Source organism: Mycolicibacterium palauense, assembly GCF_002592005.1.
Lineage (GTDB): Bacteria > Actinomycetota > Actinomycetes > Mycobacteriales > Mycobacteriaceae > Mycobacterium > Mycobacterium palauense.
The window spans coordinates 24,828-50,412 of the sequence record NZ_NVQF01000030.1 but is presented as its reverse complement, the minus strand read 5'-3'; the positions used below and the strand labels follow the sequence as shown (position 1 = coordinate 50,412).

Sequence of the window (25,585 nt, the reverse complement as noted above, 5' to 3'; positions counted from 1 at the left end):
GGGTGGTCCGGCGACCGGCGCCGGTGCTCAGACCGTCATCTCCAGGATCTTCTCGCCCGCGACGTTGCCCTCGAAGTAACCGAGGCCGTAGTCACCCTCGATCGTGGTGCGGTGCATGATGCGCGGCTCGTCGGGATCGTGCCCGGTGACGGCGTGCAGCATCCGGACGTTGTCCCAGATCACCATGTCGGTGGGACGCCACTTGTGGGAGTAGGAGCTGATCCTGGCCAGGATCTCCCTGCACACCGCTTCGAGCAGTTCGTCGCCTTCGGGTGTCTCGTCGCCCTCGAGGCCTTCGGCCATCCACGGCGAGATGTGCAGCACCTTCTCGCCGCTGGGGCGCGTCCAGACCGCGGGATGGACCGCGCGCGGCAACTTCTTGCCGAAGTCGATCGTGTCCTGCAGCCGCACGTGCGGCTGGATCTCGCGGAACCCGTCGGTCAGCCCGAAGCGCATGTCACGGAAGCGCAGGTTCAGGCTGTACAGGACGTTGCGGTCCTCGATTCGTTGCCTCAGTTCGGGGGATAGCGCCCGGTAGAGCTCGATGCCGTCGGCGAACTGGGTCTCGCCACCCTCGCTGACGCCGGTGACACAGCGCAGCACGCCGGCCCTGTTCAATTCGCTGTTGTAGCAGTGATCGAAGTGCCAGGGCAGCCAGGACGTGACTTCCTTGCCGTCGACCATCACGATGTTGCCCTCCCGTGGCGCCTGGCCGATCTCGACGACGCCGGGATGCAGGGCTCCGTCCGGCCGCGGGACGGTGGGCACCGGGTGATCCTTGAGCGGCCCGAACACCGTGCTGAGTTCGACCTGCAGCCTGCTGTCGGGTTCGACGCCCTCGAAGAGGATCATCCCCCGCTCGTCGAAGACCCGCTTGAGCCGGTCGCGGACCTGCTGGTCCGTCAGTGCCTCGAGGGTGACGCCGGTGATGCGTGCGCCGAAGGAGAGATCCTCACGGAGGGGAGTGACGTGAATGGATGACATGGCGGGCTTCCTCCCGGTTTGCGGACGAACTGGGTTGCAGGTCGTATCACTAATTGATACGGTGAATCACTATCTAACACTAACGAGGGGTCAGATGGCCGTCAAGGGCAGTTCCACGGCTGCGCGTGTGCTGGTCGTGTTCGAAGTGGTGGCCGCCAATCAGCCCGTGGGTGTCGCGGCGCTGTCGCGGATGCTCGGGATCGACAAGAGCGCCGTGCAGCGTGCGCTCGTGACACTCGCCGAGCAGGGCTGGATTCAGGCGCGCGAGGATCAGGTCACGCGCTGGGAGACCACCACGCGAATCCTCAACATCGCCCACAGCTCGCGGGCCAAGGCCGATCTGCGCCACACCATCCAGCTGGTGCTCGACGAGCTCGCCGCACAGACCGGCGAGACCGCCATCTTCAACGAGCAGGACGGCGCACGACTGGTGGTGTCCCAGGTGGCGGAAAGTCGGCAGCCGCTGCGAATGGTGCCGCGTATCGGCACGGTGGTCCCGGCACGCGACAGCGCCACCGGTCGCATCCTGCTGCCCTTCCTCAGCGACGAACGGCAGGCCGAACTGCTCGGTGAACCGCCCGACGCGGCGTTTCGCACACTTCTCGACACCTGCCGCGCCCAGGGCTATGCCGCCAGCAGCGACGTGAATGCGCCCAGCATGACCATCGCGGCCCCGGTGTTCGAGGTCGACGGCCGCCCGATCGGTGTGGTGGCGATCAGCGGACCGGCCGAGCGCATGCCGGCCGACAGCATCCCCGCCCTGGCCGAACGGGTACGGCGGGCGGCGAATGCGTTGTCACACAACGCCCCGCGCCCCACCGACTCATGACGCGGCGGTCACTTCACCACGCGCACCGGCACGGAGGTGGGTCCGGACAGCGACGGTGTCGTGGTCCAGGTGACGGGTCCCGCCAGCTCGATCCGCTCGACGGCGTCCAGGAGATGCTCGAGCGCGACGCGTACCTCCAGGCGTGCCAGGTGCGCACCCATGCAGAAGTGCGCACCGTGACCGAAGGTGACGTGTCCCGCGCCGCCGCGATCGATGTCGAACTCACCGGGCCTGTCGAAGCGGTCGGGATCGTGGTTGGCGCCGGCATAGAACAGCACCACGCGCGATCGCGGCGGGATCGTGTGGTCGCCGACGCGATACGGCGTCAGCGCGGTGCGCCCGACCCACTGGACCGGACAGCCCCATCGCAGGGCCTCCTCGGTGGCCGCGGGAATCAGGTCGCGGTTCTCCCGCAGCCGGGCATAGAGCGCGGGATCGCTGGCGAGCTGCAGCAACAGGATTCCGAGCAGATTCGTGGTGGTCTCGCTGCCGGCGACCAACAGGATCAGGGCCGCCGTCAGGGCCTCGAGGATCGACATGTCACCCTCGTCCAGAGCGGTGCGGACCCGGCCGAAGACGTCATCGGTGACCGCGCCCGTGCGGCGGTCGAGCTCATCGAGAATCAGGCCGCGCATCGCCAGCATCCCCGGCAGTGCCCGGCCGGTGGACCTGGTCACCTCGGTCAGTGAGCTCACCGCGAACAGTGAGCGAAAATCCTCGGAGTACTTGTGGAATTCGCCCCGGCGCGCGTCGTCGACACCGAGGAGCACCGCGATGGCCGACACCGGTAGGGGCACGGTGAGTGCGGGTACGACATCGACCGCGTCGCCTCCCAGCAGTGCGTCGACGCCGGGCTTCACCAGTTCGCCCATGGTCCGCTCGAGTCCGCGGACGGCCCCGGGCGTGAACGCCGGTGCGGTGATGCGCCGCAGCCGGCTGTGATCGGGTTCGTCGGTGCTGACCACACCGGGCATGGGCATGGAGCGCAGCAGGATGCCCGAGGCGGAGGACAGCGTGTCCTGTGCACGCGCCGCCGCGAGGACGTCGCCGTAGCGCGAGAGCATCCAGACGTTCAACCGTTCGTTGACCGCCACCCGCTGCTCGCGCAGGCGGGACAGGTGGGGAAACGGATCCGCGATCGCGTCCGGGTCGGTGGGATCGAACGTGGTACGGGCGACGTGTGCTGCGGCGCGGCGTACCTTCGTGCGGCGCAGGTCCCGCAGGACACCGCGGCCGATCATCGACCCCGAATCGCGAAGTGCGCCCACGAGGGCTTGTGCGGTACTCATCGTGACCGCGTGGCCGGTGTCGCCGCGGGCTCGGTGGGCTGCGTCGTGGCTGGTCCCGTGGCTGGTCCCGTGGCCGCTGTCGCGTGGGTGCGGTGAGGGGAGAGGAGGTAGTAGCGATCGGGGGACCGGCGGGCTAACCGGCGTGCGCCGAGGATGGTCTGTGGTCGGTGATAGACCGTGTCTCCCTGCGAGTTGACGAAGTAGGTGTTGACGCCCTCGTTGCAGCGGGTGAAGTAGAGATGGGCGGTCTTTCCGGCGCTGCGCATCCGGGCGTGATACGCCTCGAACGCCCCGGGCCGCACGGAGGCGACGACATCGGGACCGCAGCGGCGTGCCTCGTCGATGACCCGTGCTGCGTGCTCGGCCATCATTTCGACGAAGTCGGTCCAGCCGACGCCGACGAAGCCCAGCGGGCCGACGATCTCCCAGCGGTTGGGCAGCCGCGGGTGCGCGGTGCCCGCGTAGCTACGCAGCCCGTGCCTGCGGTAGTCCTCGGCCAGGTCGAATCCCCGGGTCCCGAGAATGGTCCTCGTTCGGTAGGTTTCGGGATCGGTCCACAGCTCGTATCCGTTGGCCGTCACGATCAGGTCGGCATCGTGCTCGACACCGTCGACGGTGCGGATGCCGTTGGGCGTGATGCGTTCGATCGGCGTGGTGACCAGTGCCGTCGTCGCTTCGTTGAAGGCCGGCAGGTAGCTGCTCGAAATGATGGGCCGCTTGCCGAGAATTCCGTGCCGGGGGAGCAACCTGCGGCGGGTGGACCTGTCGTCGACCACGGCCCGCAACAGGGCGCGGAACCACAGCCGCGCCAAGGCGTCGTAGCCGCGAAGCCCGGCGACCAGGACGCGGTCGGGCAGGTGCGACATCAGATGCACCACCGGGATGAGCAGGAAAAGGTCGAAGGCCAGGCGCCCGGCGTGGTGGATCGCCGCCGTCACGCCGGGAAGACCCAGCAGCGTCCGAAGCCGGGGTGAGATGCGCAGATCGGGCTTGGGCAGGATCCAGTTCGGGGTGCGCTGATAGACCTCGAGTCGGGCGACCCCGCCCGACAGCGCCGAGACGATCTGCGTGCCACTGGATCCGGTGCCGATCACCGCGACCTTCTTGCCGGTGGTGTCGAAGGCATCGTCCCAGGCGTCGGGCCGCAGGATGGTCCCCCCGAAGTCGGAGAGGCCTTCGATGTCCGAACAGGACCTGGCGTTCACATATCCGCCGACGGAGCTGATCACGAAGCGTGCCGTGACCTCACTCTGACCGCTCTGACCGCTCTGACCACCTTGACCGCGGATCGCCAACCGCCAGATGCCGGCGTCGTCGTCCCACACCTGCTGTACCACCTCGGCGCCGGTTCGCAGATGCGGGTAGAGACCGCAGCGGCTCGCGGTGTCGGTCAGGTACCGCTGAATCTCCGAACCGGGGGCGAACAGTCGGGTCCAGTGCGGGTTCCTCGCGAACGAGAGCTCGTACCAGAAGATGGGAATGTCGACGGCCAGGCCGGGGTAGTGGTTGTCGCGCCAGGTGCCGCCGAAATCGTCGCCACGCTCGAGGATCACCAGGTCGGTGATCCCCCGCCGGCGCAGCAGGTGTGCGGCGGCGATCCCGCCGGGGCCCGCGCCGATGATCGCGACCTCGAAATGCCTACACTCACTCATCGTGTGGCCCCTGCCTTCGGTTGCGCCCCGGCGCGCTCCGCTTTGACGGCCGGCGGTCTCAGCCGGAACACGGCCGTCACCAACAGCGCCGCGATGACGAAACAGGCTGCGGCGTAGCCGAGGACGCCGGTCGCGGTGCCCGACGGCGTGGTGCCGTCGACCGCGGGCAATGTCCAGTTCGACAGCTCCGCGGGGTGGCGCAGCCGCAGCGGCGCGGGCGCATCGGCGCAGGAGAAGCCGAGCTCGCCCGCGAGCCCGGCGACATCGGGGAGGCAGCCGTCAGACACCGCGACGGAGCCCCCACGGTGGCGAGGTCCGGCCGAATCGAGTCTCCAATGCGGTCCCCCTCCGGGCGCGCCCTGCTCTGCATCCGACGCGACGAGCGTAGCGATTGACTGGACACTGGGTCAATACTGTCCAGTCAGGTGCGGCGCACCCCGGCCCGGGGTTTGACACGGCCGAAGTAGCGCCTCGAAAATCGAGGGATGTCTGGGCGATCACCCGAGCGGACGGCATCGGCCGTGACCGTCGTGAGGGTGCGGTAGGGCCGCTGCGATGCGGACCCACGGGTGGGGCGGCGCAAGGCCGACCAGCGACGAAGAAGCGGTGAACCGGATTCTCGACGCCGCCGACGCTGCCATCGGGCAGCGTGGGGCCGATATGCGAATCGCCGACGTGGCACGGGCACTGGGGGTGTCGCGGCAGACCGTCTACAACTACTTTCCGGGTTCGGGTGCGCTGCTGGAGGCGGCGGCGACCCGCTCCGGTCTGAGATTCCTGGGCCCCCTTGCCGAACACCTCTCCGGCATCACCGATCCCGTCGAGGCGCTGGTGGAAAGCCTTGCCTACACGCTGGAATGGTTGCCCGGGGACCGGGCGATCCAGGTGATGCTCGCCCACGACTTCACCAAGGCCTCCACGGGTATCACATCGGACGCCTGCGTGCGTTTCGGCCATGCGCTGCTCGCCGGTCTGGACGTGGACTGGTCGGACCTCGGCCTCGACGACGCCGATCTCGACGCGCTGGCCGAGTACATGTTGCGGATCCTGCAGTCCTTCATGATCGATCCGGGCCGACCACCCCGGCGCGGTCCGGTGCTGCGTGACTACCTGCGCAGGTGGGTGGCGCCGGTCCTGTGTTCCGAGATCGACGCGCGCAGCTGACCTCCCGCGCGGCGCGCGCATGCCGACCCGCGCCCGAAGCCCCTGGGCTGTCTAGCGGTCCGTGTTCGGTGCGCGCGCACCGGCACCGTAGAAATGGGCCATGTCCTCGCCCGCGTCGTAGCTGTCCATCCAGGTGTGGAACCAGGCGGGTGTCCGGAGGTCGCCGGGGTGATGCGTCGGTAGCTGTGAGCGCAGGAGCCCACCGATGAGCGTCAGCAACCGTCGAGTCGGGATGCCTGCGAACATGGTCGGATAGCGGGGTGGGAACAACCGCCGCAGTATCGGGGTGCGCGCCAGGGCCTCGGTGCGCCAGATCGCCCCGGTGGCGGCCTCGGCGGCGACGCCCATGTCCGCGCTCGGGATGGCCGACTGAAATCCCTCGGCGATGACCTTGGAAATGCCGGCCACATGTGTCATCGACCGCGGCAGCATCCGCAGCCGGTACCACCGGTCGCCGCCCACGCCGTCGAAGATGATCTCCGCCGAACTGCGGTGTTCGATCTCCTCGACGTAGTGCCACAGGAACAGCGACGCGACACGGGTGTCGCCCTGGTACAGGCGGTCCCGGTTCTCGATCATGAAGGTGAACAACGGGGGGAAGGTCGCCTCGAGGCTGGCGATGTAGGCCAGGTGGAACCGCAGCGGCTCCCGCCGATGCAGCGCCTCGTACGACGTGACGACACGAGCGAGTACGTCGCTCAGACCCGGGTGCTGCGCGATCAGGCCGTTGACGTGTCGGCGGTGCGCCGCCGAGTGCTGGGACTCCTGGGCGAGGAACACCTCGGCCTCTGCGCGCAGGTCGGCGTCGGTGATGCACCCGAGGGCTTCCCTGACCGCCAGCACGATATAGCGCTCGAACCCGACGGCGATGAAGGAGATCATGTTGGCCATCAGCCCGGATGCGGGGTTGGCGGTATTCCACTGGAACGGCACGGTCTCGTCGACGTCGAATCGCATCCTGCGGAATCTCACGTCGGTCATGGTCGCGCGGGCCTCTTCTCGGCGGTGGCGGCAGCGGCGCACTCGCCACGCTAGGACCCGGCTGGACGCTATGTCAATAGTGTCAACCCGACCGTCGTGCGGGCGGATGGGCAGATGTGCGGCGGCGTGGGTGCGGGCGTTCGCGCATCTGCACGGCCACGTCGACCGGCGGGCCCGTAGCGGCGGAAAAATTTATCAATGATTCGAAACACCGGCGGTCGATTTGTCACATCTGGATGAGACGCCGTCTCACTCTTGCGGCCGTGGTGGCGCTATCGCGGCGGATGCGGCCGGCGGATGCCGGTCACTGCTGGTGGTATGTGATGCACGGCCGACGCGGCCCGCCGCCCCTGACGGCGGCGTCAAACGGCAGACTGCCAGCGGCGATGGCCGGAGCCGGATTGCGACCGGGAACCCGTGCTTGCTCCTCGGGGCCGTTTTTAGTTTAATTTTGATTCGATCCGTGAGCCGCGTCACTCGGTAATCGAGGTGTGACCCACAGTCCGAGAGCAGGGAGGTGCGCGCCGTGGCCTTGCCGGCGAACGTTCCGACGGGTGACTTGGCCACCGCGCACCCGTGTCCTAACAGATCGACAGGAACCCGTGAGGAGCTTGGTGTTCAAGACCAGTAGCGCCGTGAAGCCGTTGGGCGGCATCGGCGGTTTCTTCGCCATGTCCCTGGACACGGCGGTCGCCGCGTTCCGGCCCCGGTTTCCGTGGCGCGAGTTCATCCTTCAATCGTGGTTCGTGGCGAGGGTGTCGCTGCTGCCGACGCTGATGCTGTCGATCCCGTTCACCGTCCTGACGGTGTTCACCTTCAACGTGCTGCTGGCAGAGTTCGGTGCTGCGGATTTCTCGGGTACCGGCGCGGCCCTGGGGGCGGTGACCCAGATCGGGCCGATCGTCACCGTGCTCGTCGTCGCCGGCGCCGGCGCGACGGCGATGTGCGCCGACCTCGGCGCGCGCACCATCCGTGAGGAGCTGGACGCCCAGCGCGTGATGGGTATCGACCCGATCCAGGCGCTGGTCGTCCCGCGCGTCCTGGCGGCCACGGTGGTGGCGCTTCTGCTCTCGTCGTTGGTGATCCTGGTCGGCCTGGCGGGTGGCTTCGCGTTCTCGGTGTTCTTCCAGCACGTGACGCCGGGCGCCTTCATCGCCGGGCTCACGCTCGTCACCGGAGTGGGAGACGTCGTCGTCTCGCTCATCAAGGCCACCCTGTTCGGCATGACCGCCGGGCTGATCGCCTGCTACATGGGAACCACCGTCGGCGGCGGCCCCGCCGGTGTCGGAAACGCGGTGAACGAGACCGTGGTCTTCTCGTTCCTGGCGCTGTTCGTCATCAACATCTTCATGACCGCAGTGGGAATCAAGGTGACGGTGTGAGCGTCAAAGTCACTGTTGAACAACGATTTCCCCGTCTATCACAGCGGTCCCGCAAATGGCACGAGGGCTGGACCAGAGTCGGCGAACAGACTCAGTTCTACGGTCGCACCCTTGCCTCGGCGGTCGACGTGTTCGTGCACTACAAGACCGAACTCGTCAGGCTGATAGCCCAGATGAGTCTGGGAACCGGGGCCCTTGCCGTCATCGGCGGCACGGTCGTCATCGTCGGATTCCTCACCATCTCGACCGGGGCGCTGGTCGCCGTTCAGGGCTACAACCAGTTCGCACAGGTCGGTGTCGAGGCCCTGACCGGATTCGCCTCGGCGTACTTCAACGTCCGCCTGATCGCACCACTGACCGCAGCGATCGCCATGGCCGCGACGATCGGTGCGGGCTCGACGGCGCAACTGGGCGCCATGCGGATCAACGAGGAGATCGACGCCCTGGAGGTCATGGGGGTACGTTCCCTGGCCTACCTGGCCGGAACCCGGGTGCTCGCGGGTGTCGTCGTGGTGGTGCCCCTCTACTGCGTCGCGGTGATCATGTCCTTCCTCGCGGCGCGATTCGGCACCACCGTCATCTACGGCCAGTCGACCGGTGTCTACGACCACTACTTCCGGACGTTCCTGATCCCCACCGACCTGGTTTGGTCGTTCGTTCAGGCCCTGGTGACGGCGGTGGTGATCATGCTCGTTCACACCTACTACGGGTTCACCGCCTCGGGCGGCCCGGCGGGCGTGGGCGAGGCGGTGGGTCGCGCCACGCGGACCTCCCTGGTGGTCGCGGTATTCGTCACACTGTTGGTCACGCTGTCCATCTACGGACAGTCCGGCAACTTCAACCTGGCGGGCTGACGGTATGGCACGCCGAGCAGGTGAAGCGCGTATTCACCCCGACTGGTGGACAGCGATCCTCATCGTCGTCACGGTCGGGTGCATCGCCCTCACGGGCGCGCTGTTCAACGGGTCGTTCCGGCGGTCGGTCCCGGTCACCCTCGAATCCGAGCGTGCCGGCCTCGTGATGGAGGTCGGCGCCAAGGTCAAGTTGCGTGGCGTGCAGGTGGGGCGCGTCGGGTCGATCACCGGCGGCCGCGACCCGGTCAGCCTGCAGCTGGAGCTGGACCCCGACAAGGTCCGCTACCTGCCCTCCAACGTGCAGGCGCGGATCGCCTCGACCACCGTCTTCGGCTCCAAGTACGTCGACCTGATGCTCCCCGAGGACCCGTCGACGAAGGTGCTCGCGGCGGGTGACGTGCTGCATTCGCAGAACGTCAGCACCGAGGTGAACACCGTGTTCCAGGACCTCGTCGGCGTCATCAAGAAGATCGATCCGGCCAAGCTGAACTCCGTGCTCTCCGCCGTGGCCGAGGGCGTTCGCGGTCAAGGGCCCCGGATGGGAGAGGCGACGACCTCGGCCAACGAGGTACTGACCGCGCTCAACGCACGGTCGGATGCCATCGGCGAGGACTGGCGAGCGTTCCGAGACTTCAACGACACCTACGCCGCGGCCGCACCCGACATCATCCGCATCCTGGACGCCGCCAGCACCACCAGCGCCACCATCGCCGACCACACCCACGACCTGGATTCGTTGCTGGTCAACGTCATCGGCTTCTCGACCAGCGGCACGCAGCTTCTCGGGCCCAACAAGGACAACCTGGTCACGGCCGTCAACACCCTGCGTCCCACGACCGGTCTGGTGAACAAGTACAACCCCGAACTGACCTGCCTGATCCTGGGCGCCAAGAACGCCATCGACTTCGGCCAGGCCGACTACACCGGCGGCGCCAACGGCAAGTCGCTGATCGTCGACTCCGCACTACTGCTCGGCGACGACCCCTACCGCTACCCGCAGAACCTCCCGGTCAACGGTGCCAAGGGCGGCCCGGGTGGAAGGCCCGGATGCGGGTCGCTTCCCGACGTGGCCGACAACTGGCCCGTGCGCGCCCTGATCACGAACAGTGGATTCGGGACAGGCCTGGACTACCGGCCGAACCCGGGCATCGGTTTCCCCGGCTGGGCCAACTTCTTCCCGGTGACACGCGGTGTCCCGGAACCTCCGAGCATCCGTTACCCGGGTGGTCCCGCCCCCGGCCCGATCCCCTATCCGGGAGCCCCGCCCTACGGTGCTCCGCAGTACGGGCCGGGTGGCGTACCGCTGTACCCCGGTGTGCCTCCTGCACCCCCGGCCGCCGCCGAGGCGCAGGCGCCGATACCACCCGGGATCGGCGGGCCGGCACCGGATCCGTCGGCCCCGCCGCCGGGATGATCGTCCCCCTCAGACCACCCAGACCCGACCACCGTGAGAGGCGATCGACGTGAGAGACAACCTGCCGGGCGCAGCTTGGCGGCTCACTGCGTTCGTGATCGTCGCCTCGCTGGGAATGTTCGCCCTGCTCAGCATCTTCGCGCAGTTCCGTTTCGGCGAGACGCGGACGTTCCGGGCCGTGTTCACGAACGTGACCGGCCTGGAGAAGGGCAATTTCGTGCGGATCGCCGGCGTCGAGGTCGGCAAGGTGAACGACATCGCCCTCAACAAAGACAGCACCGTCACCGTGGCGTTCACGGCCGAGGATTCGGTCGTGCTGACAGAGGGTAGTCGTGCGGCGATCCGCTACGACAACGTCATCGGAGGCCGCTACCTTGCCCTCGAGGAGGGCGCCGGGTCGCCCGCGGTGCTCAAACCGGGCGGAACGATCCCCCTCGACCACACCTCACCGGCATTGGACCTCGACGCCCTGATCGGCGGTTTCCGGCCGCTGTTCCGCGCCTTGGACCCGGATCAGGTGAATGCGCTCAGCGGGCAGTTACTTTCGGCGCTGCAGGGCCAGGGCGCCACAGTCGGGTCGTTCCTCTCGCAGACCGCGGCCCTGACCAACACCCTGGCCGACCGTGACCAACTGGTGGGCCAGGTGATCACCAACCTCAACACCGTCCTGGGATCACTCGGCGATCAGAAGGAGAAGTTCGGCAAAGCGGTCGACTCGCTGTCCGAGATCGTCCACGCCCTCGAAGCGCGCAAGGGCGATCTGAGCAACGCCGTGGCATACACCAACGCCTCGGCAGCCAGCATCGCCGACCTGTTGGCACAGGCTCGGCCGCCGCTGGCGGACACGGTCAAACAAACCGACCGGACGGCGGGCATCGTGGTTGCCGACCACGACTATGTCGACAACCTGCTGGCCACACTGCCCGCGGCGTACCGGATCCTGGGCCGGCAAGGACTCAACGGTGACTACTTCTCCTTCTACATCTGCGATTTGGTACTGAAATTGAACGGTAAAGGCGGGCAGCCCGTCTACGTGAAGGTAGCCGGCCAGGACTCGGGTAGGTGCACGCCGCGATGAAGCCATTCCGGGAACGAAACCCCGTCGCCATCGGAGCGGTGGGCGTGATCGCGGTCGTGGCCATCGGTGCCGGTGTCCTGAACTACGACAAGCTGCCCCTGGTCTCCGGTGAGACCACGTACTCCGCCTACTTCGCCGAAGCCGGAGGTCTCACCTCCGGTGCCGATGTGCAGGTTTCGGGAATGAAGGTCGGCCAGGTCGAGAGCATCTCCCTCGACCAGGCCCGTGTGCTCATCCGGTTCAACATCGACGACGGAGTCCACCTCGGCGACCGCACCGAGGCCGCCGTCAAGACGAAGAGCCTGCTCGGCTCGAAGGTCCTGGATGTCACCCCCCGGGGCGACGGTGAACAGCAGGGCATCATCCCGCTGGAACGCACGACGTCGGCCTACCAACTGCCGGATGCGCTCGGCGACATCACGGCTCAGATCAGCGGACTGAACACCGACCAGCTCTCGGCCTCGCTGTCGACCCTGGCCGACACGTTTCGCAACACTCCCGAAGACCTCCGGGTCGCCGTCGAGGGTGTCGGCCGCTTCTCCGACACCCTCAACCGCCGTGACGAACAGCTACGCGCGCTGCTTGCCAACGCCAACAAGGCGACCAGCGTCCTCGCCGAACGCAGCGACAAGATCGTTCAACTGGTCCGCGAATCCAACGCGCTGCTGGTGGCGCTGGAGGGACAGCGAGCCGCGCTCGATCAAATCTCCAACAACATCTCGGTCCTCGCCACCGAAATCAAGGGCTTCATCGGCGACAACCGCGACACACTAAAACCCGCCCTCGACAAGCTGAACGGCGCGCTGACCATCGTGGCGAACCGCAAAGCCGAGGTGCAGGAGTCGATCAAGGGCTTCACCACCTACGCGTTCTCCCTGGGGGAGTCGGTGGCGTCGGGCCCGTTCTTCAAGGCGTACCTGTCGAATCTTCTACCTGGGCAGTTCATCCAGCCGTTCATCGACGCCGCCTTCTCCGATCTGGGCCTGGATCCGCACGTCCTGGCACCCTCGGAACGCACCGATCCCCAGATCGGCCAGCCCGGTACTCCCGCGCTTCCCGTTCCCTTCCCACGGACGGGGCAAAGTGGTGAGCCCAGGTTGACCATCCCCGACGCCATCACCGGCAATCCCGGCGACCGGCAGTGCGGCCCGCCCGGAATACCGCTGCCCGGGCCGGGCTGCTATCCCTACCGCGATCCCGGACCACCGGCCCCGGCGGGCGGACCACCGCCCGGGCCACCGGCACCCGAACGGCCGGGCCACGAGTCCCACCCCGAGCCGACCCCGGCGCCGGTGTTCCAGCCGGCACCGTCGGAGGTCGGGCCCGACGGGCGTCCCGTCGTTCCCGGAGGAGACCAGCAATGACGCAGCCACGAATTCGAATCGCCGTGGTACTGAGCCTGGTGCTGCTGTTGATCGCCGGGCTCGTGGTGATCATCCCGGCGACGACGGATATCGCGCGTACCAAGGTTGTCGCCTATTTCGACAACACGAACGGGCTCTTCGTCGGTGACGAGGTCCGCATCCTCGGTGTCCCCGTCGGGGAGATCGACCGCATCGACGTCCAGCCGCAACAGGTCAGGGTCAGCCTCTGGGTGAACGACAAGTACAAGGTGCCGGCCGACGCCAAGGCGGTCATCCTGGCGCCGTCGCTGGTGACCGCACGGGCCATCCAGCTCACGCCGGCCTACACCGGCGGACCCACGCTGGCCGACGGGGCGGTCATTCCGCGGGACCGCACGGCTGTCCCGGTCGAATGGGACGACGTCCGGACCCAGCTGCAGCGGATCACCGAGATGCTGCAGCCCACCGAGGCCGGCGGCACAAGCACGCTGGGAGCCGTCGTCAACACCGCCGCCGACAACCTGCGCGGTCGCGGCGCCAGCATCCGCGACACCCTGATCAAGTTGTCCGCGGCCACCTCCGCGCTCGGCGACCACAGCACCGACCTGTTCAGCACGCTGCGCAATCTGTCGCTTCTGGTCTCCGCCCTCCAGGACAGCTCGGGGGTGATGAAGCAGCTCAATCAGAACCTGGCGTCGGTCAGTGGAACGCTGGCCAACGATCCAGACGAGCTGAGCCGGGCGGTACGCAACGTCGGTGACGTCTCGCGGGAGGTATCGAACTTCGTCGCGGACAACCGGGAGGCGCTCGGGACGACCTCCGACCGGCTCGCCACGGTGTCTCAGACGGTCACCGAGAGCATCGACGTCGTCGAACAACTGCTGCACATCTCGCCGACGGTGCTACAGAACTTCATCAACATCTACCAACCCGCTCAGGGGACGCTGACCGGCGCGTTGTCGACCAACAACTTCAGCGATCCGATCAGCTTCATCTGCGGTGCGGTGCAGGCAGCTTCGCGGCTGGGTGCCGAGCAGTCGGCGAAGCTGTGCGCGCAGTACCTGGCCCCGATCGTGAAGAACCGCCAGATGAACTTCTTCCCGCTCGGCATCAACCCCTTCGTGGGTGCCACCGCGCGTCCCAACGAGGTGACCTACAGCGAGGACTGGATGCGTCCGGATTTCGTCCCGCCCCTACCGCCCGCGGCTCAGGCTCCTGCGCCGCCCGCGGCTGAGGCTCCTGCGCCGCCCGCGGCTGAGGCTTCTGCGCCGCCCGCGGCTGAGGCCCCCGCGCCGCCCGCGGCTCAGGCCCCCGCGCCGCCACTACCTGCCGAGGCGGTACAGACGGATCCGGCCGCCGGGCTTCCCGGGATGATGGTCCCCGCCGGAGCCGGTTCATGACCCGGCGGCAGCGGTTCCTCGTCACGGTGACGGTCGCGGCGACCGCGTTGTCGGCGCTTCTCAGCGGCTGCAGCGGGTGGCGCGGCCTGAACTCGATGCCGGTGCCCGGCACCGAGGGCGACGGCCCGGGAGCCTTCACGATCCAGGCGCAGATGCCCGACGTGAACAACATCCAGCAGAACTCGCGCGTGCGGGTCGGCGACGTCAACGTGGGCACCGTCACCGAGATCGAACGGCAGGGCTGGCACGCCCTGTTGACCATGAAACTCGACGGCGACGTCGACCTGCCGGCCAACGCGACCGCGACCGTCGGCCAGACCAGTCTGCTGGGCTCCCTGCACATCGAGCTCGCACCGCCGGTCGCCGAGCCGCCCGAGGGCAGGTTGCACGACGGCTCGCTGATTCCCCTGGCCTCCGGGGGCGGCTACCCCTCGACCGAACAGACGCTGGCTGCGGTGTCGCTGCTGCTGAACGGTGGTGGAATCGGTCAGATCCAGGACATCACCACGGCATTCAGCACCGCATTCGCCGGCCGTGAAGAGGATCTGAAGAGCCTGATCACCCAGCTCGACGTCTTCATGAGGAACACCAATGCCCAGACCGACGACATCATCGCCGCCAACGACAGCCTGAACAACCTGGTATCCGGATTCGCCGAGCAGCGACCCGTGGTCGACAAGGCACTGGAGACCATCCCGGACGCGCTGGCCGCGATCGAGGACGAACGCAACACGTTGGTCGACGCCCTCGATCAGCTCGGGAAGTTCAGTGCACTGGCGGCGGATTCGAGCAATCAGACCAAGGAAGCGCTCGTCCAGGAGCTCAGGGACATCGGCCCGGTGCTGAAGTCGTTGGCCGACTCGGGCCCCGCGCTCACGCGGTCCCTGAGCTTCTTCTCGGTCTATCCCTTCGTGAAGGAGACGCTGAGCAAGTGGTTCCGGGGTGACTACGCGAACCTGACCGCGGTGATCGATCTGACGCTGAGCCGGTTGGACTCGTCGTTCTTCACCGGTACCCGGTGGGAGGGTGACCTGACCGAACTCGAGATGCAGTGGGGACGCACCATCGGACAGCTACCGAGCCCCTACACCGCGGGTAACCCGCTGATCGTCCCCTACCACCTCAACCAGGGGCCCTAGATGGTACTCAGCAGACGAATCCTCATCCAGCTGGCGTTCTTCGCGGTGATCACCCTGGTCGGCGGGTCGATCATGATCTTCAACTACATGGGTCTGCCCGGGCTGTTGTTCGGAGTCGGCCAGTACAAGGTGTCCGTGGAGTTGCCCGAATCCGGTGGGCTCTACAAGAACGCCAACGTCACCTATCGGGGGACCGAGGTCGGCAAGGTCACCGACGTGCGCCTCGGCGACACCGGTGTGGTCGCCGACCTGGCGCTGAAATCCGGCATCCCCATCCCGAGCGACCTGACCGCCGAGGTGCACAGCGTCTCCTCGATCGGGGAGCAGTACGTCGCCCTGCTGCCACGCGGCGACGGGCCCCCACTGAAGGCCGGCGATGTCATCCCCCGGGCAGACACCTCGGTGCCGCCCGATATCAGCACGCTGCTCGCAGCCACCGACAAAGGGCTCGAAGCGATCCCGGGTGACAACCTGCAGACGGCGGTCGACGAGGCGGCCACCGCGGTCGGGGGATTGGGGCCGGATCTGGCCAGGCTGGTCAAGGGCTCCGAAACCCTGGCGATCGATGCGCGCAAGAATCTCGATTCCCTGACCAACCTCATCGACAATTCGAAACCGATCCTCGACGCCCAGACGGCGACGGCCGGGTCGATCGAGAACTGGGCCGCCAACATGGCTTCGATCACCGCCCAGCTGCAAAGCGAGGATCAGTCGGTTCAGGGGATACTGACCGACGGTCCCCAGGCGGCCGATCAGGTGCGGCAATTGTTCGACCGGCTGCAACCCACGCTGCCCATCGTGCTGGCCAACCTGGTCACACTCGGTGAGGTGGCGGTGACCTACCAGCCCAACATCGAACAACTCCTTGTGCTCGCACCCTCGGCGGTCGAGGTGGTGCAGGGTGCCGGCCTGACCAACCGCGACACCAAGCCGGACTACAAGGGCGCGTTCCTGAGCTTCAACCTCAACCTCAACCTGCCGCCGCCATGCGTGACCGGGTACCTCCCGCCGCAGCAGGCCAGGACGACCAGTCTGACCGACTTTCCGGACCGGCCCGCCGGCGACTTCTACTGCCGGATACCGCAGGACGCGCAGTTCAACGTTCGCGGCGCACGCAACCTGCCGTGCGAGACACGACCGGGCAAACGGGCACCGACGGTGAAGATGTGCGAGAGCGACGAAAACTATGTGCCGCTCAACGACGGATTCAACTGGAAGGGCGATCCGAACGCGACGTCGACGGGGCAGGCCGTCCCGCAGCTGCCGCCCGGGGAGGAACCCGACGCGGCGCCGCCGGCGGCCACGCCCGAACCCGCCACGCCGCCGATCGCCGTCGCGGAGTACGACCCCGCCACCGGCAGCTATGTCGGGCCGGACGGACACGTCTACACGCAGGCCGATCTGGCCCGAAACGCCCAGGAGCAGACATGGCAGTCGATGATGATGCCGCCGAAAGCGAACTGATCCCCGGCGGTGACGTGCTGGAGTACCCCGAGGGCGTCACCGGCCCGGACGGGACGCCGCCTCCCGATACCGATGCGGGTCCTATCCGTACCGGGTCGTCGTGGCGCCGAAACCCGACCAGGCTCGCTCTCGTGGTGGGAATCGTCATGGCCGTCGGCCTCGTCTCCCTGGCGGGGCTGCTGGCCGTACGCGCGCATCAGACTCGCCAGCTCGACGAACAGCAGGCGATGTTTCTCCAGGTCGCCCGCCAGGGTGCGATCAACCTCACCACGATCGACTACAGCCAGGTCGACGGTGACGTCAAACGCATCCTGGACACGGCGACCGGCACGTTCTACGACGATTTCAGCAACCGCGCAGGGCCCTTCATCGAGGTGGTGAAGAAGGCCCGCTCGAAATCAGTGGGGACCGTGCTGTCCGCCGGCGTCGAGTCCGAGACCGATCACGACGCGCAGGTTCTGGTGGCGGTCAGCGTGACGACGACGATCGCCGACGGGACCGAACAGAAGCCGCGCGCATGGCGCATGCGGATCTCGGTCGAGAAGACCGGCGGTGACAGCGGTGACATCAAGGTGTCCGACGTCGCGTTCGTACCGTAGCCGCAGCGATTCCCGAAGGAGAGTGGGAGTGCCCACACACACCGACACGGTGACCGAGACCCCGTCCGGTGCGAGCGCGGGCCACGACGATCGGGCCTCCGATCAGGCCGGCGAGAGCCGCCCGGACGAACGAACGGCACCGACGGATCCGGTGCCGAAACGGCGGATGTCGGCCCGGATGTCGGCCCGGATGTCGGCCCGGATGTCATGGAGCGGAGTCGTCGCCTTCGTGCTGCTCCCGCTGCTGATCATCGCGCTGTCCGCCGTCGCCGGGTGGCTGAAATGGGACGACGGGTCGTCGCGCGACGCACGCGTGGCGGCGGCCGAATCGGTGCCGGCCGCGCGTGAGGGCACCGTGGCGCTGCTGTCCTACCAACCCGACACCGTCAGGGAGACGCTGGAGTCGGCTCAGGCCCGGCTCACCGGACCGTTCCGCGACTCCTACGGGACGCTGATCCACGACGTGGTGATCCCCGGTGCTCAGCAGCAGAAGATCTCCGCGATCGCCAATGTTCCGGCGGCCGCGTCGGTCTCGGCCACCGGTACCCATGCGGTGGTGCTCGTCTTCGTCAACCAGACATCGATCGTCGGCACCGGCACCCCGACCGACACCGCGTCGTCGGTGCGGGTTGGGCTGGACAAGGTCGACGGGCGATGGCTGATCTCCTCATTCGATCCCATCTAGGATTCGATCCCATCTAGGGCGTCACCGGTGACGGGAGTCAGGGCATCGTGTATCCGCCGCTGACGGAGATCATCTGACCGGTCACCTGGCGCGCGGCCCGTGGCGACGAGAACCACAGCACCGCCCGGGCGACGTCCTCGGCGGTGGTCAGTCTGCGCATCGGTGTGTCTTTGAGCATGAAGTCGATCTGCTTGGGGTTGAACACCTCGTCCTCGCCGACGGCCCACAGGCTCGAGGCGCCGACGGCACCAGGACCCTCGGGCATCACCAGACCGGGGCAGACGATGTTGGAGCGGATCCCGTGTCGTCCGTGTTCGCGCGCCGTCGTGCGCGCGAACGCGACCATCGCGGCCTTGGACGCCCCGTAGATTCCCTGGCGGATCTGACCGAACGCCGCGTCGCTGGCGATGAAGACCATGGCCCCGCCGCCGGCCTCCTTCATCGGGCCGATCGCGGCCTGGGTGGCGGCGACGGCGCTGAAGAAGTTCACCTCGACCGTGCGCTGCCACTTGTCCCGGTCGGTGTCGGTCGCGACGAATCCCGGCACGCTCCAGCCGGCGTTGTTGACCAGGACGTCGACCCCGCCCCACGTCGTGACCGCAAGCCCGACCGTGCGTTCGGCGGCCGCCGGGTCGGTCAGATCGTCGATCGCCAGCTCGACCGCGGCCGCACCCAGGTCAACGGCTTCGTCGCGGACCTTCTTCGCCTGGGGTTCGTCGATGTCGTTCAGCACGATTCGCGCGCCTTCGGCGGCGAACTCATGGACGATTCCCCGCCCGATATTGGATGCGCCACCCGTGACGACGACTCGCGCGCCGGCCAGCCCGAGGTCCATGAGGCTCCTTCCTCGGCGGAGTGTGGTTGAAACCGCCCGGTCATGTGATTTAACCTAGATTAGAAATATAGATTAGATTTGTCTACGTCCGAGGGTCGACGGGAGCCGGTATGGAGAAGCTGCTGCAGGGAAGAGTCGCGGTGGTCACCGGCGCTGCTCAGGGCATCGGCCGCGAGATCGCGCGCACGCTCTCTCAGCACGGTGCGCGGGTGGTCCTGGCCGACCTGGACGAGGACGCGACCCGCCACGCCGCCGAAGACGTCGGCAGCGCCGGCGGCGAGTGCAGCAGCGCGGTATGCGACGTGACCTCGGAAGAACAGATGCAGGCACTGGTGGCCGGCACGGCCCGTCAGTACGGGCGTCTCGATGTGTTCGTCAACAACGCCGGAATCACCCGGGACGCCTCCCTGAAGAAAATGCAGGTGGCCGATTTCGACGCGGTCGTCACCGTGCACCTGCGCGGAACCTGGCTCGGAATCCGGGAGGCCTCGGCGGTGATGCGCGAGCAGAAGTCCGGAAGCATCATCAACATCTCGTCGCTGTCCGGGAAGTCGGGAAACCCGGGGCAGACCAACTACAGCGCCGCCAAGGCCGGAATCGTCGGCCTGACGAAGGCGGCGGCCAAGGAAGTCGCCCATCACAACGTGCGCATCAACGCCGTTCAACCCGGCCTGATCCGCACCCCGATGACCGCCGCCATGCCGCCGGACGTCTTCGCCCGGCGGGAGGCCGACGTGCCGATGAAGCGCGCCGGTGAGCCCGGCGAGGTGGCCGGGGCCGTGGTCTTCCTGGGATCGGATCTCTCCAGCTACATCACCGGATCGGTCATCGAGGTCGGCGGCGGGAGATACATGTGAAGACGGTCCTGAGCACGGTCGACGGCGGGATCGGGCGTATCACGCTGAACCGCCCGGACCGGATGAACGCCATCAACGTCGAGCTGGCCCGCAGTCTGGAGGCCGCGATCACCGAGCTGGGCGATCGGGACGACGTCAACGCGATCGTCATCCGGGGCGCGGAACACAACTTCTGCGCCGGTGGCGACTTCGACGAAGTACAGCGGCTGCGCGCCGAGGGTGCGGCCGCACTGCGCGAACTCTTCACGGCATTCAAGGCCGCCTGTGACGCGATCGGTCGCGCCGAGGTGCCCGTGCTCGCCGCCGTGGACGGTGTCGCGATGGCGGGCGGATTCGAACTGATGCAGGCCGCGGACATCGTGCTGGTCGCCGACGAGGCGAGGATCGCCGATAACCATGTCAACTACGGCATGATCCCCGGCGGGGGCAGCACGGCGCGGCTGCCCCGCATCGTCGGGCGGCAACAGGCACTGGCCCTGCTGCTCTCCGGCGAGAAAATCTCCGGCCTCGACGCGGTCCGACTCGGTCTGGCGTTCCGGTCCTTTCCGGCGGCGTCGTTCGACGAATCGGTGGAGGAGTTCCTCGCGCGGCTGGCCGGCCGCGACCGTTCCGCCGTCGCGTCCATCAAGCGGCTGGTGATCGACGGCCTGGGCAAGGACCTCGGCCGTGCCAGCTCGGACGAGACCGATGCCGTCGTGCTCCGCATCGCCGGTCAGGCGGGACAGGCAGGCGTGTCCGCATTCAAGAGCAGAGAGGTCAGAACATGACGGCAACCGTGGGTGCAGCGGTGCTGCGGGACGTGGCGGCCAACGGTGTCGCCAGCATTCGGCTCAACCGCCCGGAGACCTCCAACGGTCTCAACGTCGACACCCTCAAGGCGCTGCACGAGGCGGTGCTGTCCTGCCACGCCGACCCCGCGGTCAAGGTCGTGCTGCTCACCGGCGCGGGCCGCAACTTCTGCGCCGGCGGTGACATCCACACCTTCGAATCCAAGGGCGCGGCGCTACCGGACTACCTGCGGGAGGCCACGGCCTGGCTGCAACTGGCCACCGCCGCCCTGATCCAACTCAAGGTCCCGGTCATCACGGCGGTGCAGGGTTTTGCCGCCGGCGGGGGTGGCCTGGGGCTGGTCTGCGCTTCCGACATCGTGATCGCCGCACGGTCGGCCAGGTTCTTCTCCGGTGCCGTCCGGGTGGGGATGGCGCCCGACGGAGGCTCCTCGGTCACCCTCACTCAGCTGGTGGGACTGCGTCAGGCGCTGCGCATCCTGCTCACCAACCCGACCCTGAGCGCCGAGGAGGCGGCCGGGATCGGCCTGATCACGGAGGTGGTCGAGGACGCCGAGCTGCACGTGCGCGCCGAAAGTGTGGCCGCGGATCTGGCGGCCATGCCCCACCGGGCGCTGTCGGCGACCAAACGGCTGGTCTGGTCGGGTGTCGGAGCCTCCATCGAGGAGCGGCTGCCGGAGGAGTCGCGCACCGTCTCCGAGCTGTCCGGAACCGCCGACGCGCTCGAGGGGTTGCGGGCGGTTATCGAACGTCGAGCCCCGAGGTTTACCGGCCGATGAACGTGCGCACCCACGATGACGGGGCCGTCCGGACGATCGTGCTCGACCGTCCGGAGGTACGCAATGCGATCGACATTCCGCTTCGGCTCGAACTCGCCGACGCGCTGGAGCACGCCGACGCCGACGCGGGGGTCCGCGTAATCGTCCTGACCGGGGCCGGTAGCACGTTCTGCTCCGGGGGGGACATCTCGACGATGCAGCTGATGTCCGAAGCGGAGGCGATGGACCGCGCTCAGCTGGCGCAGCGGGTGATCCGGGCCATCTGGAAGACCCCGAAACCGGTGATCGCCGCGGTCGAGGGTGCGGCGTTCGGTGCCGGGGCCGCGCTCGCGGCGGCCTGTGATCGGGTGGTCGCCGCGAGCGACGCGCGTTTCGCGACGACGTTCACCAACGTCGGTCTCGCCGGCGACATGGGCGCGTTCGCGTCGCTGCCACGCCGCGTCGGAGTCGCGCGGGCGCGGCAGATGCTGCTCCTGCCCGAACCGATCGGCGCGGAGCCGGCTGCCGCCTGGGGCCTGGTCGACGCCGTCGTCGCACCGGGTGAAGCGCTAGCGGTGGCCCGGGCCGATGCACACCGCCTGGCGGCCGGGCCGGCCGAGGCCTACGGCGTCATCAAGGAGCTGCTCGCCGTGGCCCCGTCGCTGCATCCGCTGGACGTCCTGGACCGGGAAGCGGCGCACCAGGCGAGGCTCTTCGGAAGCGCGGACTTCGCGGAGGGCGTTGCGGCGTTCCGCGAGAAGCGACGCCCCACGTTCGGCTCACGACAAGGAGTTCACCCATGACCGCTGTCATCGACCCCGCCCCCGGCACCGCCAGCCGATACGACCGGCTGATCCGCCCGGACAAGGTACACGGAACGCTGTACACGGATCCCTCGATCTACGCCGAGGAGCTGGAGAAGATCTGGTACCGCACCTGGGTCTTCGTGGGGCACGAGAGCGAGGTCGCTCAGCCCAACGACTACGTCCGCAAGAAGCTCGGACCGCAGGACGTCATCATGACCCGGGACCGGGACGGTCAGATCCACCTCCTGCTCAACCGCTGCGCCCATCGCGGCAACCAGGTGTGCGAAGACGCGAAGGGAAACTCGAGCACCTTCCGGTGTCCGTACCACGGATGGACGTTCCGGAACAACGGTGATCTCATCGGCTTTCCGTTCTTCAAGGGGTACGGCGGGCGCAAGCTCGACCTGCCGATGGGGCGGGTGCCCCGCGTCGACTCCTATGGCGGTTTCGTGTTCGGCAGTTTCGCGCCCGAGGGGCCGACGCTGGTCGAGCATCTCGGCGCGGCCGCGGGGGAGATCGACCGCCTGACCCGCCTGTCGCCGGAGGGCCGGGTGGAACTCACCGCGGGCTGGCTTCAGCACAAGACGCGAGCCAACTGGAAGTTGCTGGCCGAAAACGAGACCGACGGATATCACCCGCAGTTCGTGCACGGATCCATCTTCGGGGTCACGGGAAGTACCATCGCTCCGCTCTACAGCGATTCCTCGACCGCGGTGACCCGCGACCTCGGCAACGGTCACAGCGAGAACGACCTTCGTCCGGAGTTTCGCAAGTTCGCGCAGCCGATGCGCTGGTTCGGGACGACCGAGTCCCGGGTGCCGGAGTACGTGTCGGCCATGCGGAAGAAGCACGGCGACGCCGCCGAGGAGATCCTGATCGAGGGCGCCCCTCATGTGATGATCTTCCCGAACCTGTTCATCGCCGAGATCCAGGTCTTCAACATCCAGCCGGTTGCCGTCGACGAGTGCGTGCAGTACGCGACGGCGGTTCAACTCGCCGGCGCGCCGGAGCTGAACCGGCGGATGGTGTCCCAGTGCATCGGGTCGGTCGGGCCGGCCGGGATGCTGCTGGCCGACGACACCGAGATGTACGAACGAAACCAGGAAGGCATCGCCGCCCTGTCGCCGGAGTGGCTCGACGTCCGGCGGGGAATGAACCGAGAGACCATCGACGCCAACGGTTTCACGATCGGCACGAACACGGACGAGACCGGCATGCGCGGCTTCTGGTCCCATTACCGGACATTGATGGAGAGGGACTGACGTCATGACCACCACCTACGCCGCGGCGGGCGAATCCACCCCTGTGCCCGGGGCCATACCGGGGGGCTTCGATCGATTCGAGGTGGAGCAGTTTCTCTACCGGGAAGCACGTCTGGCCGACGAGAACGACTACGACGGTTGGGAATCGCTGTGGACCGACGATGCGCTGTACTGGGTCCCCGCCACCTCGGATGACGCCGACCCCGATCGCCAGATGTCGATCATCTGCGACAACCGCAGTCGCATCGCCACCAGGCTCAAGCAGGTGCGGACCGGCCGCCGCTACGCTCAGGCGCCGCCCTCGCACCTCCGGAGACTGATCTCCAACATCGAGTTCCTCAGTGGGCAGCCAAATTCCGAAGGCGGTACGGACCTGGAGGTGGGCGCGAACTTCGTCGTCGTCGAGGCGCGCCCGCGTGGGAACCATATCTGGGCGGGGCGTACCACCTACCGCCTGCGCCGGGTCGATTCCGAGCTGCGACTGGCATACAAGAAGGTACAGCTGGTCGATGCCGACCGGCCGGTGCCGACACTGAGCTTCCTCATCTAAAGGAGCGATCATGGGCAACGAGTTGGGCGCATCGGCGGCGGTGACGATCCCGGGAGTGGGTGCGGTCATCGGAAGTGAGTTCGCCCAGGTGGCAGTGCGAGTCGACGAACAGGGCAATTCTCCGAGATTGAGGTTGGAGGATCTGAGAACGGGACGGGTCCGCTTCCTCGACGCCCTCGAACTCGAAACCCTCGTCTGGCTGCCCGGCAGCAGGCTCGACAGCCTGCTGGATCCGTCGGCCGACCGCTGGCGAGGTGACGAATGAGGCGCGCGGCCATTGTCTCTCCGCTGCGCACACCGGTCGGGACGTTCGGCGGCAGTCTGCGTCCCATGCGGGCCGAGGACATCGCGGCGCACGTGATCAACGCGGTGGTCACCCAGAGCGGTGTCGAACCCGAGGCCATCGAAGACGTCGTCATGGCGCAGTCGTACGCCAACTCGGAGGCGCCGTGCATCGGACGATGGGCGGCCCTGCACGCCGGGCTGCCGATCAGTGTCTCCGGGTTGCAGATCGACCGGCGCTGCGGCGGTGGCCTGCAGGCGGTGATCACCGCGGCCATGACGGTGCAGACCGGTGCCGCGGACGTGGTCCTGGCGGGTGGCGTGGAGTCGATGAGCAATATCGAGCACTACACGACCACGGCGAGGTGGGGTTCACGGTCGGGAAATCAGATGCTCTACGACCGCCTGGACCGCGGGCGCGAGCTGTCCCAGCCGGTCTGGCGGTTCGGCGAGATCAGCGGAATGATCGAGACCGCCGAGAATCTGGCCTCGGACTACGGCATCGACCGCGTCGCCGCCGACGAACTCGCGGCGCGCAGTCATCGACGAGCGGCCGCGGCGCACGACGCCGGCGTCTTCCGCGAGGAGATGGTGCCGATCGCTGTGCCGCAGCGCCGCGGAGACCCCGTCATCGTGGATCGCGACGAGGGCATCCGCCCGGACACCACCCCCGAGAGTCTTTCCCGTTTGCGCACCATCCAGCCCGGTGGAACGGTCACCGCGGGCAACTCCAGCCAGCAGAACGATGCGGGTGCGGCATGCCTGGTGGTGGCCGAGGATCGCCTCGACGCGCTCGGGCTCGAGCCCGTCGGATTCCTGGAGGGCTGGGCGGCGATGGGGTGTGAGCCCTCGCGGATGGGCATCGGTCCGGTCGGTGCCACCGAGAAGCTGTTCGCACGGACCGGACTGACACTCGACGATCTTGCGCTGATCGAGATCAACGAGGCCTTCGCCGTCCAGGTGCTCGCAGTGCTTTCGGGGTGGGGGGTGAAGCTGAGCGATGTCGAGGACCGCCTCAACGTCAACGGATCGGGCATATCGCTCGGACATCCGATCGGCGCAACGGGGGTCCGCATCCTCACCAGCATGCTCTACGAACTGCGGCGCCGCGGCGGCGGACTGGCACTGGAGACGATGTGCATCGGGGGCGGTCAGGGGCTGGCCGCGGTGTTCCGGAGCGCCGCATGACG

The 25,585-nt window shown here is 67.6% G+C and carries 26 protein-coding genes; 20 read left to right on the top strand and 6 right to left on the bottom strand.

Going from position 1 to position 25,585, the window contains the following annotated elements; translation table 11 throughout:
* Positions 1-27: 27 nt before the first annotated feature.
* Positions 28-984 (bottom strand): TauD/TfdA dioxygenase family protein, encoded by a 957-nt coding sequence (locus tag CSR00_RS14110; RefSeq protein ID WP_099023035.1) that lies wholly within the window; start codon positions 982-984, stop codon positions 28-30.
* 94 nt (positions 985-1,078) lie between these two features.
* Here CSR00_RS14110 and CSR00_RS14105 point away from each other — a divergent pair, with 94 nt between their 5' ends.
* Positions 1,079-1,813, top strand: coding sequence for an IclR family transcriptional regulator (locus tag CSR00_RS14105; RefSeq protein WP_176562054.1), 735 nt, complete (start codon positions 1,079-1,081; stop codon positions 1,811-1,813).
* Between the two features lie 8 nt (positions 1,814-1,821).
* Here CSR00_RS14105 and CSR00_RS14100 read toward each other — a convergent pair whose 3' ends face one another.
* The 3 genes from CSR00_RS14100 to CSR00_RS14090 are packed head-to-tail and all read right to left on the bottom strand — an operon-like array spanning position 1,822 to position 5,041.
* Positions 1,822-3,102 carry a cytochrome P450 gene (locus CSR00_RS14100; protein WP_099023033.1) on the bottom strand — a complete coding sequence of 427 codons (1,281 nt, stop codon included), beginning with the start codon at positions 3,100-3,102 and terminating at the stop codon, positions 1,822-1,824.
* A complete protein-coding gene (locus CSR00_RS14095) occupies positions 3,099-4,754 on the bottom strand; it encodes a flavin-containing monooxygenase (protein ID WP_099023032.1) in 1,656 nt (551 codons plus the stop codon). Before CSR00_RS14095 ends, CSR00_RS14100 begins: the two co-directional genes overlap by 4 nt.
* On the bottom strand, positions 4,751-5,041 hold the full coding sequence (locus tag CSR00_RS14090) for a hypothetical protein (protein ID WP_099023031.1): 291 nt from the start codon (positions 5,039-5,041) through the stop codon (positions 4,751-4,753). The genes CSR00_RS14095 and CSR00_RS14090 overlap by 4 nt, the downstream gene beginning before the upstream one ends.
* Before the next feature lie 268 nt (positions 5,042-5,309).
* On the opposite strand from CSR00_RS14090, the gene CSR00_RS14085 reads away from it, so the two are divergent.
* Positions 5,310-5,918 (top strand): TetR/AcrR family transcriptional regulator, encoded by a 609-nt coding sequence (locus CSR00_RS14085; RefSeq protein ID WP_099023030.1) that lies wholly within the window; start codon positions 5,310-5,312, stop codon positions 5,916-5,918.
* A gap of 51 nt (positions 5,919-5,969) precedes the next feature.
* Here CSR00_RS14085 and CSR00_RS14080 read toward each other — a convergent pair whose 3' ends face one another.
* Positions 5,970-6,899, bottom strand: a complete 930-nt coding sequence (locus CSR00_RS14080; RefSeq protein ID WP_099023029.1) for a metal-dependent hydrolase — start codon at positions 6,897-6,899, stop codon at positions 5,970-5,972.
* Positions 6,900-7,570: 671 nt separating this feature from the next.
* On the opposite strand from CSR00_RS14080, the gene CSR00_RS14075 reads away from it, so the two are divergent.
* From CSR00_RS14075 to CSR00_RS14030, 10 genes are all read left to right on the top strand, one after another.
* Complete coding sequence (locus CSR00_RS14075; RefSeq protein ID WP_176562056.1) at positions 7,571-8,281, top strand: MlaE family ABC transporter permease; 711 nt, start codon at positions 7,571-7,573, stop codon at positions 8,279-8,281.
* Positions 8,278-9,135 (top strand): ABC transporter permease, encoded by an 858-nt coding sequence (locus tag CSR00_RS14070; protein ID WP_099023027.1) that lies wholly within the window; start codon positions 8,278-8,280, stop codon positions 9,133-9,135. The genes CSR00_RS14075 and CSR00_RS14070 overlap by 4 nt, the downstream gene beginning before the upstream one ends.
* Positions 9,136-9,139: 4 nt before the next feature.
* A complete protein-coding gene (locus CSR00_RS14065; protein WP_099023026.1) occupies positions 9,140-10,549 on the top strand; it encodes an MCE family protein in 1,410 nt (469 codons plus the stop codon).
* A 49-nt stretch (positions 10,550-10,598) separates the two neighbouring features.
* The gene (locus CSR00_RS14060; protein WP_099023025.1) at positions 10,599-11,627 is read left to right on the top strand and encodes an MCE family protein; all 1,029 of its coding nucleotides are present in this window, start codon (positions 10,599-10,601) and stop codon (positions 11,625-11,627) included.
* Complete coding sequence (locus tag CSR00_RS14055) at positions 11,624-12,991, top strand: MCE family protein (RefSeq protein WP_099023050.1); 1,368 nt, start codon at positions 11,624-11,626, stop codon at positions 12,989-12,991. The genes CSR00_RS14060 and CSR00_RS14055 overlap by 4 nt, the downstream gene beginning before the upstream one ends.
* Positions 12,988-14,370: an MCE family protein gene (locus CSR00_RS14050; protein WP_099023024.1), complete on the top strand. Its 1,383-nt coding sequence runs from the start codon at positions 12,988-12,990 to the stop codon at positions 14,368-14,370. The genes CSR00_RS14055 and CSR00_RS14050 overlap by 4 nt, the downstream gene beginning before the upstream one ends.
* Positions 14,367-15,509: an MCE family protein gene (locus tag CSR00_RS14045; protein ID WP_099023023.1), complete on the top strand. Its 1,143-nt coding sequence runs from the start codon at positions 14,367-14,369 to the stop codon at positions 15,507-15,509. Before CSR00_RS14050 ends, CSR00_RS14045 begins: the two co-directional genes overlap by 4 nt.
* Positions 15,510-16,973, top strand: a complete 1,464-nt coding sequence (locus CSR00_RS14040; RefSeq protein ID WP_099023022.1) for an MCE family protein — start codon at positions 15,510-15,512, stop codon at positions 16,971-16,973. It begins immediately after the preceding gene.
* Positions 16,937-17,572: an Rv1363c family protein gene (locus tag CSR00_RS14035; protein ID WP_099023021.1), complete on the top strand. Its 636-nt coding sequence runs from the start codon at positions 16,937-16,939 to the stop codon at positions 17,570-17,572. The genes CSR00_RS14040 and CSR00_RS14035 overlap by 37 nt, the downstream gene beginning before the upstream one ends.
* 202 nt (positions 17,573-17,774) lie before the next feature.
* On the top strand, positions 17,775-18,257 hold the full coding sequence (locus CSR00_RS14030; RefSeq protein WP_099023049.1) for an Rv1363c family protein: 483 nt from the start codon (positions 17,775-17,777) through the stop codon (positions 18,255-18,257).
* Between the two features lie 37 nt (positions 18,258-18,294).
* Here CSR00_RS14030 and CSR00_RS14025 read toward each other — a convergent pair whose 3' ends face one another.
* The gene (locus tag CSR00_RS14025; protein ID WP_099023020.1) at positions 18,295-19,092 is read right to left on the bottom strand and encodes an SDR family NAD(P)-dependent oxidoreductase; all 798 of its coding nucleotides are present in this window, start codon (positions 19,090-19,092) and stop codon (positions 18,295-18,297) included.
* Positions 19,093-19,202: 110 nt separating this feature from the next.
* Between CSR00_RS14025 and fabG the strand changes: the two genes are divergently transcribed.
* From fabG to CSR00_RS13985, 8 genes are read left to right on the top strand one after another with little or no spacing between them, the layout of a single operon-like run.
* Positions 19,203-19,949 carry a 3-oxoacyl-ACP reductase FabG gene (gene fabG, locus CSR00_RS14020; RefSeq protein WP_099023019.1) on the top strand — a complete coding sequence of 249 codons (747 nt, stop codon included), beginning with the start codon at positions 19,203-19,205 and terminating at the stop codon, positions 19,947-19,949.
* On the top strand, positions 19,946-20,716 hold the full coding sequence (locus tag CSR00_RS14015; protein WP_099023018.1) for an enoyl-CoA hydratase/isomerase family protein: 771 nt from the start codon (positions 19,946-19,948) through the stop codon (positions 20,714-20,716). Before fabG ends, CSR00_RS14015 begins: the two co-directional genes overlap by 4 nt.
* A complete protein-coding gene (locus CSR00_RS14010) occupies positions 20,713-21,516 on the top strand; it encodes an enoyl-CoA hydratase/isomerase family protein (RefSeq protein ID WP_099023017.1) in 804 nt (267 codons plus the stop codon). Before CSR00_RS14015 ends, CSR00_RS14010 begins: the two co-directional genes overlap by 4 nt.
* Positions 21,513-22,298: an enoyl-CoA hydratase/isomerase family protein gene (locus CSR00_RS14005; protein ID WP_099023016.1), complete on the top strand. Its 786-nt coding sequence runs from the start codon at positions 21,513-21,515 to the stop codon at positions 22,296-22,298. Before CSR00_RS14010 ends, CSR00_RS14005 begins: the two co-directional genes overlap by 4 nt.
* Positions 22,295-23,563 (top strand): aromatic ring-hydroxylating oxygenase subunit alpha, encoded by a 1,269-nt coding sequence (locus tag CSR00_RS14000; protein WP_099023015.1) that lies wholly within the window; start codon positions 22,295-22,297, stop codon positions 23,561-23,563. The genes CSR00_RS14005 and CSR00_RS14000 overlap by 4 nt, the downstream gene beginning before the upstream one ends.
* Positions 23,564-23,567: 4 nt before the next feature.
* Entirely contained in the window at positions 23,568-24,113 is a 546-nt protein-coding gene (locus tag CSR00_RS13995) for an aromatic-ring-hydroxylating dioxygenase subunit beta (RefSeq protein WP_099023014.1), read from the top strand.
* 10 nt (positions 24,114-24,123) lie between these two features.
* On the top strand, positions 24,124-24,378 hold the full coding sequence (locus tag CSR00_RS13990) for a hypothetical protein (RefSeq protein WP_099023013.1): 255 nt from the start codon (positions 24,124-24,126) through the stop codon (positions 24,376-24,378).
* Complete coding sequence (locus CSR00_RS13985; RefSeq protein WP_099023012.1) at positions 24,375-25,583, top strand: acetyl-CoA C-acetyltransferase; 1,209 nt, start codon at positions 24,375-24,377, stop codon at positions 25,581-25,583. The genes CSR00_RS13990 and CSR00_RS13985 overlap by 4 nt, the downstream gene beginning before the upstream one ends.
* Positions 25,584-25,585: the final 2 nt, after the last annotated feature.